We start from the raw sequence: 2,876 nt of genomic DNA on the forward strand, positions 1-2,876 counted from the left end.
CCCCCAACCCCGACCCTTCCCCCATCGAGGGGGAAGGGAGAGCACCTGTGATGCCCCAACTCCTTCTCGAACTGTTCTCCGAAGAGATCCCCGCCCGCATGCAGGCCGGCGCCGCGCGCGACCTGGAGCGCATGGCGCGCGAGCACCTGGCCGCCGCCGGCTTCCTGCCCGAAGCCCTGAAGACCTTCGCCGGTCCGCGCCGCCTGACCCTGGTGGTCGAGGGCCTGCCGATCGCCCAGGCCGACCGCAAGGAAGAGCTGAAGGGCCCGCGCGTCGGCGCTCCGCCCCAGGCCATGGAAGGCTTCCTGCGCAAGGCGGGCCTGACCCAGGACCAACTGGTCGAGCGCGACGGCGTCTGGATGGCCTTCATCGAGAAGACCGGCCGCCCGACCCCCGAGATCGTCGCCGAGATGGTCGAGGCCATCGTTCGCGGTTTCCCGTGGCCCAAGTCGATGACCTGGGGCAGCGGCAAGCTGCGCTGGGTGCGGCCGCTGAAGCGCATCCTCTGCGTGTTCGACCGCGAGGTCGTGCCGTTCGCCATCGAGGGCATCGAGAGCGGCGACATCACCGAGGGCCACCGCTTCATGCGCGTCGGCCCCGGCTGGGGCGGGCAACCGTTCAAGGCGCGCGACTTCGACGAATATCAGAAGGGCCTGCTGGACCACTTCGTCGTGCTGGACGTCGAGGAGCGTAAAAGCCGCATCCTCGAGGGCTGCAAGACCCTGTGCTTCGCGCGCAACCTGGAGCTGGTCGAGGATATCGGCCTGCTCGAGGAGGTCGCGGGCCTGGCCGAATGGCCGACCCCGGTGCTGGGCGACATGGACCCGGCGTTCCTGGACCTGCCGGGCGAGGTGATCCGCACCTCGATGCGCACCCACCAGAAGTACTTCGCCGTGCGCAAGCCGGACGGGGAGGGGCTTGCCCCGCACTTCATCACCATCGCCAACGTCCAGTCGGCCGACGGCGGCAAGGTGATCGCCGAAGGCAACGCCAAGGTGCTGAGCTCGCGCCTGTCCGACGCCCGGTTCTTCTGGGACGAGGACATCAAGGTCGGCTTCGAGCCGTGGCTCGAAAAGCTGAACGGCGTGACGTTCCACGCCAAGCTGGGGACGATGGCTGAGCGGGTCGAGCGCATTGTCGCCTTGGCCCGCGAGATCGCGCCCCTGGTCGGCGCCGATCCGGAGAAAGCCGCCGAGGCCGCGCGCCTGGCCAAGGCCGACCTGACCTCGCAGATGGTCGGCGAGTTCCCGGAACTTCAGGGCCTGATGGGCGGCTACTACGCCCGCGCCGCCGGGATGGACCCGCAGATCGCCGACGCCATCCGCGACCACTACAAGCCGCAAGGTCCCGGCGACAGCGTTCCGACCGCGCCGCTGAGCGTCGCCGTGGCGCTGGCCGACAAGCTGGACACGCTAGTCGGGTTCTTCGCAATCGACGAGAAGCCGACGGGGTCGAAGGATCCGTTCGCGCTGCGTCGGGCGGCGCTGGGGGTGATCCGGACGCTGCTGGAGGGCGATTATCGCATCGGCCTTGTGGAGGTCATCCGTCAGCATTTACCGCGTATTTGTCGCTTTGAGAACGAGACCGAACGCCTGGCGGCGTCTGTGGATGTTTCAATTGACCTGCCAGCCTTCTTCGCCGACCGCCTGAAGGTCACGCTCAAGGACCAAGGCAAACGCCATGACCTCGTCGACGCCGTGTTCGCGCTCGGCGACGACGATCTGGTGCGCATCGTCGCCCGGGTCGAGGCGCTGGACGGGTTCCTGAAGACCGACGACGGCAAAAACCTGCTGGCCGGCTACAAGCGCGCCTCCAACATCCTCAAGGCCGAGGAGAAGAAGGGCTGGAAAGCCGAGGGCGGTCGCGAGATCCTGCCCGACGCCTCGGCCCCGGAAGTGCAGCTGCACGACGCCCTGCGGATGATCGGAAAGCCGCTGGCCTCGGCCCTGGCGGCGGAAGACTTCACCGCCGCCATGCAGGAACTCGCCGGCCTGCGCGGCCCGGTCGACGCCTTCCTCGACGGCGTGTTCGTCAATTCCGAGGTTGAGGCCGAACGCGACAACCGGTTGAAGACGCTCGCGGCCGTGCGGGATGCGATGGGCCAGGTGGCCGACTTCTCGCTGATCGGCGGGTAGGGCCCCTTCCTTGAACCCTCTCCCAGAGGGAGAGGGCGGGGCCCGCGCCGCAGGCGCGGGAGGGTGAGGGGTTACACCCTCACCGATTTCACACCGAGCGCCCTGCCGGCACGCCGTCGGACGGTGAAACCTCTCACCCTCCCACCGCTTCGCGGCGGGCCCCTCCCTCTCTCTATGAGAGAGGGGTTCACGGTGTTCATGCTCGGCGTTCAGAGAGCAAAGCCCCGCGATTTCAACGCCCTAAATTTTCTCGACCGAACTTATCCTCACCCTCCAAACCGCCCGTATCCTGATCTTACCTGAGAGCATGGGGAGGGCGCACGTACGGCGACCGATGCGGCTTTCGGGGGTGGTCGAGCGGGAAGGCTTGTCCGCCGTGTCTCCTCGGAGACGTCCAGGGTTGGAGTTGGAGCAGGTTCGCCCTAGCCGCGACGAAGCTCCGGCGCCTTGGATAGGCGGGCAAGTCAACAGGCCCGGGCTGAAATCGCCCGGGCGGTCCGGGGTGCGCCAACGTCCTGCCCGTCGGGGGCCTCCATCGGAGCGGGTTAAAAATCCGCGATCCGAAGGCTTCCGGATAACGGCCGCGCGAAGCGCTCTGCCTTCGTCGAAACGGTGCTTAAAACTGCAAATCCTCCGGGCGAGGCCCGGGCGCTTCGCACCCTTCCCATCAAGCTCAGCGAGAGATCGCGTGAGGATGAGAGAACGTGTCCGTGAAAGGCCCCCTCAGTCGCTCCGCGACAG

At 67.5% G+C, this 2,876-nt stretch carries 1 protein-coding gene; it reads left to right on the forward strand.

Annotated elements, in window-relative coordinates:
• Positions 1 to 50: 50 nt before the first annotated feature.
• On the forward strand, positions 51 to 2,135 hold the full coding sequence (gene glyS / locus WAL33_RS03260; RefSeq protein WP_422178436.1) for a glycine--tRNA ligase subunit beta: 2,085 nt from the start codon (positions 51 to 53) through the stop codon (positions 2,133 to 2,135).
• Positions 2,136 to 2,876 lie beyond the last annotated feature (741 nt).

This window comes from Caulobacter sp. (assembly GCF_049283275.1).
Taxonomy (GTDB): Bacteria; Pseudomonadota; Alphaproteobacteria; order Caulobacterales; family Caulobacteraceae; genus Caulobacter.

Coding starts and splice junctions, on each gene's coding strand:
- glyS (WP_422178436.1), top strand. CDS start 51: ATGCCCCAACTCCTTCTCGAACTGTTCTCCGAAGAGATCCCCGCCCGC.